Source organism: Mycobacterium sp. (assembly GCF_035499775.1).
GTDB lineage: Bacteria > Actinomycetota > Actinomycetes > Mycobacteriales > Mycobacteriaceae > Mycobacterium.
The window spans coordinates 1-6,440 of the sequence record NZ_DATJYB010000379.1; the positions used below are offsets into that span (position 1 = coordinate 1).

The window sequence follows — 6,440 nt, forward strand, 5'->3', positions numbered from 1 at the left end:
CGTTTAGTGTCTTGAACATGCGTTCAGCCGACCTGACCGCCACCGCTCGAATCCGCGACGCGGCCATCGAGCAGTTCGGGCAGCACGGCTTCGGCGTCGGGCTACGCACCATCGCCGAAGCCGCGGGGGTGAGCGCCGCGCTGGTCATCCACCACTTCGGCTCCAAGGACGGCCTGCGCAAAGCCTGTGACGACTTCGTCGCCGAAGAGATCCGCACCAGCAAGTCGGAGGCAATTCGGTCCAACGACCCGGCCACCTGGTTCGCTCAGCTGGCGGAGATCGAGTCCTTCGCGCCGCTGATGGCCTACCTGGTGCGCAGCCTGCACTCCGGCGGGGACCTGGCGACGATGCTGTGGAACAGGATGATTGACAACGCCTATGAATACCTGGAAGAGGGCGTTCGGGCCGGCACCGTAATGCCCAGCCGCGATCCCCGTGCCAGGGCCAGGTACCTGGCTCTCACCGGGGGTGGAGCATTTCTGCTGTACATCCAAATGCATGAAACGCCAACGGATTTCCGTGCGGTACTACGCGACTATTCGCGTGACATGGTGCTGCCCGCCATGGAGGTGTTTACCGAAGGACTGCTGGCCGATCGCACTATGTACGACGCGTTCCTGGCCGCAGCGGATGAAGGAGAATCGCATGCCAGTTGACAATTTTGCGCCGATCGAAATCCGGGGTCTGACAAAGAACTTCGGTGCAGTTCGGGCGCTGGACGGCCTCGACTTGACGGTGCGCGAAGCGGAGGTCCACGGGTTCCTGGGACCCAACGGCGCCGGCAAGTCCACCACCATCCGCATCCTGCTGGGCCTGGTGAAGGCCGACAGCGGAAGTGTGCGGTTGCTGGGCGGCGACCCGTGGACCGACGCGGTCGAATTGCACCGCCACATCGCGTACGTACCAGGCGATGTCACCCTGTGGCCCTCGCTGACCGGCGGCGAAACCATCGACCTGCTGGCCCGCATGCGGGGCGGCATCGACGAGCAGCGCCGCGCGGAGCTGATCGAACGCTTCGACCTCGACCCGCACAAGAAGGCACGCACCTACTCGAAAGGCAACCGGCAAAAGGTTTCCCTGATTTCGGCCTTCTCGTCGCAAGCCGCGCTGCTGCTCCTCGACGAGCCGAGCAGCGGCCTGGACCCGTTGATGGAGAACGTGTTTCAGCAGTGCGTCGGTGAGGCCCGCGACCGTGGTGTCACGGTGCTGTTGTCCAGTCACATCCTGGCCGAGACGGAAGCGCTGTGCGAGCGGGTGACCATCATCCGGGCCGGCAAGACCGTCGAGAGCGGCACGCTGGACTCCATGCGTCATCTCAGCCGCACCTCGATCAAGGCCGAAATGATCGGCAACCCCGGCGATATCACCCGGATCAGGGGCGTCGAGGACGTCAGCGTGGACGGCAACACGCTGCGTGCCCAAGTGGACAGCGAGAGCCTCGGCGAACTCATCCGGGTGCTGGGCGACGCCGGCGTGCGCAGCCTGGTCAGCCAGCCACCGACGCTCGAGGAGCTGTTCCTGCGCCACTACGACACCAGCGACGGTCAGCGGCCGCAGCCTGGAAAGAAGGTGGCGACGCTATGAGCACCGCGACCCTGGATCGGCCACACCGTCCGGCGCACCCGGCGCCGCGGGCCCGCTCGAATTTCTTCGGAACGCTGCCGATGTTGCGGCTCTATCTGCGGCGCGACCGAATCTCGTTGCCACTGTGGGTGTTGCTGTTGTCGTTGCCGCTGGCCACCGTGTACGTGGGCAGCATCGAGAAGGTATACCCCAGCGCGGCCGCCCGCGCCGCGTTCGCGGCCACCATCATGGCCAGCCCCGCCCAGCGTGCGCTGTACGGCCAGATCTACAACAACAGCCTTGGGGCCGTTGGCGTCTGGAAAGCGGGGATGTTCCACCTGCTGATCGCGGTCGCGGTCATCCTCACCGTCATCCGCCACACCCGCGCCGACGAGGAGTCCGGCCGGACCGAACTGCTGGATTCGACCGCGATCGGCCGGTACGCCAGCCTCACCGCCGCGCTGATCCTGTCATTCGGCGCGTCGATCACCACCGGCGTGATCGGCGCGGCCGGGTTGCTGAAGACCGACGTCCCGGCCGCCGGGTCGCTGGCTTTCGGTGCGGCCCTGGCCGGCTCCGGGTTGGTTTTCACGGCGGTGGCCGCGGTGGCCGCGCAATTGTCTTCGAGCGCACGGGTCGCCCGCGGTACCGCGTTCGCCGTGCTGGGCGCCGCCTTCACCTTCCGCGCCATCGGCGATGCGGGCTCGGGCAAGCTGTCCTGGCTTTCGCCGCTGGGGTGGTCACTTCAGGTCAGGCCGTACGCGGGCGATCGCTGGTGGGTTCTGCTGCTGCACCTGACGACGACGGTTGTGCTCACCGTGGTGGCCTATCGGCTGCTCGCCGGCCGCGACGTCGGCGCCGGACTCATCGCCGAACGCCCCGGCCCGGGCACCGCCGCAGCCGGACTGCGCGGCGCCACGGGGCTCACCTGGCGCCTGGATCGGGGGGCGCTGCTGCTGTGGACCGTCGGCCTGGGCCTGTACGGCGTGCTGATGGGCAGCGTGGCGCACGGCATCGGCAGCGAGCTGGGCGACAGCGGCTCGGTGGCCCGCGAGATCGTCGCGCGGATGGGCGGCACCAGCGCGCTGGAGCAGGCCTTCATCGCGGTGGCGTTCAGCATGATGGCCATGACGGCCGCCGCATTCGCCATCTCGCTCACCCTGCGGCTGCACCAGGAAGAGTCCGGTCAGCGAGCCGAGCCGACGCTGGCCGGCGCGGTGTCCCGAACCCGCTGGTTGGCAACACATTTGGTGGCTGCACTGGCCGGCTCGGCGGTGGCGATGTTGGTCGCCGGGGTGGCAGCCGGGCTCGTCTACGGTGTTGCAGCCGGGGACATCGGCGAAAAGCTGGGCATCGTGGTCGGCACTGCGCTGGTGCAACTGCCGGCGGTCTGGCTGCTGTCGGCCGTGACGGTGGCACTGTTCGGTATGACGCCGAGATTCACCCCTGTAGCGTGGGGAGTGCTGGTTGGATTCATCGCCTTGTATCTGATCGGCTCGTTGGCGGGATTCTCGCAGTGGCTGCTCGACCTGGAGCCCTTCGCGCACACCCCCCGGGTGGGTGGCGGTGATTTCAGTGCAGTGCCGCTGCTTTGGTTGCTGGCTATCGATGCGGTGTTGATTGCGTTGGGAGCCATAGCCTTTCGCCGGCGCGACCTACGCTGTTAGGGCGAGCAGGGGGAACTGAGGGGGACTCGTGAAGACCGGTGTTCAAGCGACGGTGTCGTCGATTATCGGACTGGCCGTATTCGGTTTGATCCTGTTCCTGCCGGCCGGCACGCTCAAGTATTGGCAGGCGTGGGTCTTCCTCGGCGTATTCACGGCCGCGTCGACAGGCCCAGCCATCTATATGGCCCGGACGAACCCGGCGGTCCTGCAGCGGCGCATGCACAGTGGCCCGACAGCGGAATCCAGGACGATCCAGAAGATCGTGAACATCGGCTTCTATCTGACGCTGTTCGCGATGACCGTGTTCAGCGTCTTCGACCATCGGATGGGCTGGTCCGCGGTGCCGACCTGGGTCTGCCTGCTGGGTGATGCCCTGCTGGCGACCGGTCTGGGTATCGCCATCCTGGTGGTCATCCAGAACCGCTACGCGGCCGCCACCGTCACGGTGGAATCGGGCCAGACGGTGGTCTCCGGCGGGGTCTACAAATTCGTGCGGCACCCCATGTACGTCGGCAGCTTGATCATGATGCTGGCCATACCGCTGGCGCTGGGCTCCTACTGGGGGCTGCTGTTCGTCATTCCGGGCGTGCTGGTGCTCGTCGTACGCATCCTCGACGAGGAAAAAGTGCTCACCCACGGGTTGGCCGGATACGCCGACTACACGCAACGGGTGCGCTACCGACTGGCGCCGCACGTCTGGTAACTGGGCGCGCGCGTCACCCGCCCGACGTCATAGGGTATCGGCGTGGCCCGAAATCCGGCACCCATCCTGGACCGGCCGTGGCGCCGCCCCGGCGCACTGCGCTACGCATGGGAGCGGTTGCGCGGCATCGCCAAGCCCCGCATCACCGTCACCGACCCACCCGCCGACATCATCGTCGACCGAGACGTCGAAGTCCCGACTCGCGACGGAACAGTGCTGCGGATCAACGTCTTTCGCACGGCCAAGGACGAAGCCCAGCCGGTCGTCCTGAGCATCCATCCCTACAGCAAGGACGCTCTGCCCACTCGGCGCGGCAACAAGTGGACGTACTCGCCGCAATACCGGGTAATACGCCAGCCGGAGCCGGTCAGCTTCTCGGCCCTGACCGGCTGGGAGGCGCCCGACCCGGTCTGGTGGACTGCGCGGGGCTTCACCGTGGTGAACGCCGACTCGCGCGGCTGCGGCCGTTCCGACGGCACCGGGGAACTGCTCTCGGGTCAGGAGGCCGAGGACACCTACGACCTGGTGCAATGGTTGGCCGAGCAGCCGTGGAGCGACGGGCGGGTCGTCATGCTCGGGGTGTCCTACCTCGCCATCAGCCAGTACGCGGTGGCCGCCCTGCAGCCGCCGGCGCTGTGGGCGATCTGCCCGTGGGAAGGCTTCACCGACGCCTACCGGGATCTCGCCTTCCCGGGCGGCGTCCCCGAGACCGGCTTCACCCGGCTGTGGTCGCGCAACTTACGTCGTGATACGCGCCAGACCTACGACATAGCGCAGATGCAACAAGAACACCCATTGCGCGACGACGTCTGGCGCGCGGTGACACCCGACCTGGCGGCGATCACGGTGCCCATGCTGGTCTGCGGCAGTTTCTCGGACAACAACCTGCACAGCCGCGGCTCGATCCGGGCATTCACCAGCAGCGGCTCCGCCCACGCCCGCCTGTATACGCATCGCGGCGGCAAATGGGCGACCTTCTATTCGCAGGGCGCGCTCGACGAACAGTTGAAGTTCTTTCACGACGTGCTGGACGGTGCACCCGAATCCCGCAGCGTTCGCCTCGAAGTCCGCGAGGATCGCGACACCGTTACCGCGGTGCGTGAAGAGGACGAATGGCCGCTGGCCCGCACACGTTGGCGGCCGATGTATCTCGCCGGGGACGGACTGCTGGCGACCGAACAGCCGTCGACGGAAGGCCGGGTGAGATTCGAAACCCACTCGCGTGCGGCATCATTCAGCTGGACAGTGCCTGACGACATCGAGCTGACGGGTCCGATGACGGCCCGGCTCTGGGTCGGGCTGGACGGCTGTGACGATGCGAATCTCTTTGTCGGCGTGGAGAAATGGCGCGACGGACGGTTCGTCGGATTCGAAGGCTCCTACGGCTACGGTCATGACCGGGTCACCACCGGCTGGCAGCGAGTTTCGCTGCGCGCACTGGACCCCGAACTCTCCGAGCCCTGGGAGCCGGTCACGGCGTGCACCCAGCCCCAGCCGGTGCCCGCCGATGTGGTGGTCAGGGTCGACGTCGCAATGGGCCCGTCGGCGACACTGTTCCGCGCCGGCGAGCAGCTCCGACTGGTCGTCGCGGGACGATCGCTCAGCCCACGCAATCCCCTCACCGGCCAATTCCCGGCCGCCTACGCCAACTCGCCGCGCGGTCACGTCACCCTGCACTGGGGTGGACGGTACGACGCGCACCTGCTGATCCCCGAGATCCCCTAGTGGGCCGAGCGGGGTAACTGTCCTGTTCATTTCTGAGACTGGCGGGCGGCGCTGCGGTTCGCTTGCGCAAGGTTTGCCGGCTTGTTCGTGCAGGGAGTCGCCGTGGAAGGCCCGTCATCACCGAAAAGCCAACCGGCCAAGGCGCGCTGGTGGCGCCGCCCGGCTGTGGTCATCACCGCCGTCGGCATCTTGCTCGCCGTGATCGCGACAGTGGCCGCCGTGACCTTGCGGGCCCCCGCGAAGCAGAGCGGCCCAACCGCACGGCAACAGCGCACGCTGCCGTTCATCGGCGTCACACCACACGGTCTCGCGCTCGACAGCAACGGGACCCTCTATGTCACCGACGATCGGAGCCAGCGCGTGCTGTCGTTGGCGGCCGGCTCCAGCAACCAGAACGTCCTGCCCTTCAACGGGCTCGAGATACCCGATGGTGTGGCGGTCCACCCCAACGGGAGCGTTTACGTCGCCGACCATGGCAGCCACCCGGTCGTCGCGCTGCTGGCGGGCTCCACCACTCAGATCGTGCTGCCGTTCAGCGGGCTCAACCATCCTTCCGGTGTGGCGGTCGACAACGACGGAACCGTGTACGTCGCCGACAACGGCAACGGCCGGGTGGTGTCCCTGGCGGCCCAGTAGCGCGAGCCCAGCTAAATCCAGACGCCCTTGCCCACCGCGACCACGCCGCCGGCGCTGATCGCGAAGCGGTCCCGGTCCTTCTCCAAATCCACCCCGACCATTTCGCCGGGTCCCACCACGACGTTCTTGTCCAGGATCGCGTGGCG

The 6,440-nt window shown here is 67.1% G+C and carries 6 protein-coding genes and 1 pseudogene; 6 read left to right on the forward strand and 1 reads right to left on the reverse strand.

Going from position 1 to position 6,440, the window contains the following annotated elements:
• Nucleotides 1-17: 17 nt before the first annotated feature.
• From VML93_RS23425 to VML93_RS23450, 6 genes are all read left to right on the forward strand, one after another.
• Complete coding sequence (locus VML93_RS23425; RefSeq protein ID WP_325614671.1) at nucleotides 18-656, forward strand: TetR/AcrR family transcriptional regulator; 639 nt, start codon at nucleotides 18-20, stop codon at nucleotides 654-656.
• Nucleotides 646-1,584 carry an ABC transporter ATP-binding protein gene (locus VML93_RS23430; protein WP_325614672.1) on the forward strand — a complete coding sequence of 313 codons (939 nt, stop codon included), beginning with the start codon at nucleotides 646-648 and terminating at the stop codon, nucleotides 1,582-1,584. The genes VML93_RS23425 and VML93_RS23430 overlap by 11 nt, the downstream gene beginning before the upstream one ends.
• The gene (locus tag VML93_RS23435; protein ID WP_325614673.1) at nucleotides 1,581-3,230 is read left to right on the forward strand and encodes an ABC transporter permease; all 1,650 of its coding nucleotides are present in this window, start codon (nucleotides 1,581-1,583) and stop codon (nucleotides 3,228-3,230) included. Before VML93_RS23430 ends, VML93_RS23435 begins: the two co-directional genes overlap by 4 nt.
• Nucleotides 3,231-3,258: 28 nt before the next feature.
• On the forward strand, nucleotides 3,259-3,933 hold the full coding sequence (locus tag VML93_RS23440) for an isoprenylcysteine carboxylmethyltransferase family protein (RefSeq protein ID WP_325614674.1): 675 nt from the start codon (nucleotides 3,259-3,261) through the stop codon (nucleotides 3,931-3,933).
• A gap of 42 nt (nucleotides 3,934-3,975) precedes the next feature.
• Nucleotides 3,976-5,658: a CocE/NonD family hydrolase gene (locus VML93_RS23445; RefSeq protein ID WP_325614675.1), complete on the forward strand. Its 1,683-nt coding sequence runs from the start codon at nucleotides 3,976-3,978 to the stop codon at nucleotides 5,656-5,658.
• 87 nt (nucleotides 5,659-5,745) lie between these two features.
• The gene (locus tag VML93_RS23450; RefSeq protein ID WP_325614676.1) at nucleotides 5,746-6,294 is read left to right on the forward strand and encodes a hypothetical protein; all 549 of its coding nucleotides are present in this window, start codon (nucleotides 5,746-5,748) and stop codon (nucleotides 6,292-6,294) included.
• An 11-nt stretch (nucleotides 6,295-6,305) separates the two neighbouring features.
• Here VML93_RS23450 and VML93_RS23455 read toward each other — a convergent pair.
• Nucleotides 6,306-6,440 (reverse strand): annotated as a pseudogene (locus VML93_RS23455) (glucose-1-phosphate adenylyltransferase); the annotation flags it as partial.

Bases quoted from the DNA above. Each gene is read 5' to 3' on its own strand.
- VML93_RS23425 (WP_325614671.1), top strand. From the start codon at position 18: ATGCGTTCAGCCGACCTGACCGCCACCGCTCGAATCCGCGACGCGGCC.
- VML93_RS23430 (WP_325614672.1), top strand. From the start codon at position 646: ATGCCAGTTGACAATTTTGCGCCGATCGAAATCCGGGGTCTGACAAAG.
- VML93_RS23435 (WP_325614673.1), top strand. From the start codon at position 1,581: ATGAGCACCGCGACCCTGGATCGGCCACACCGTCCGGCGCACCCGGCG.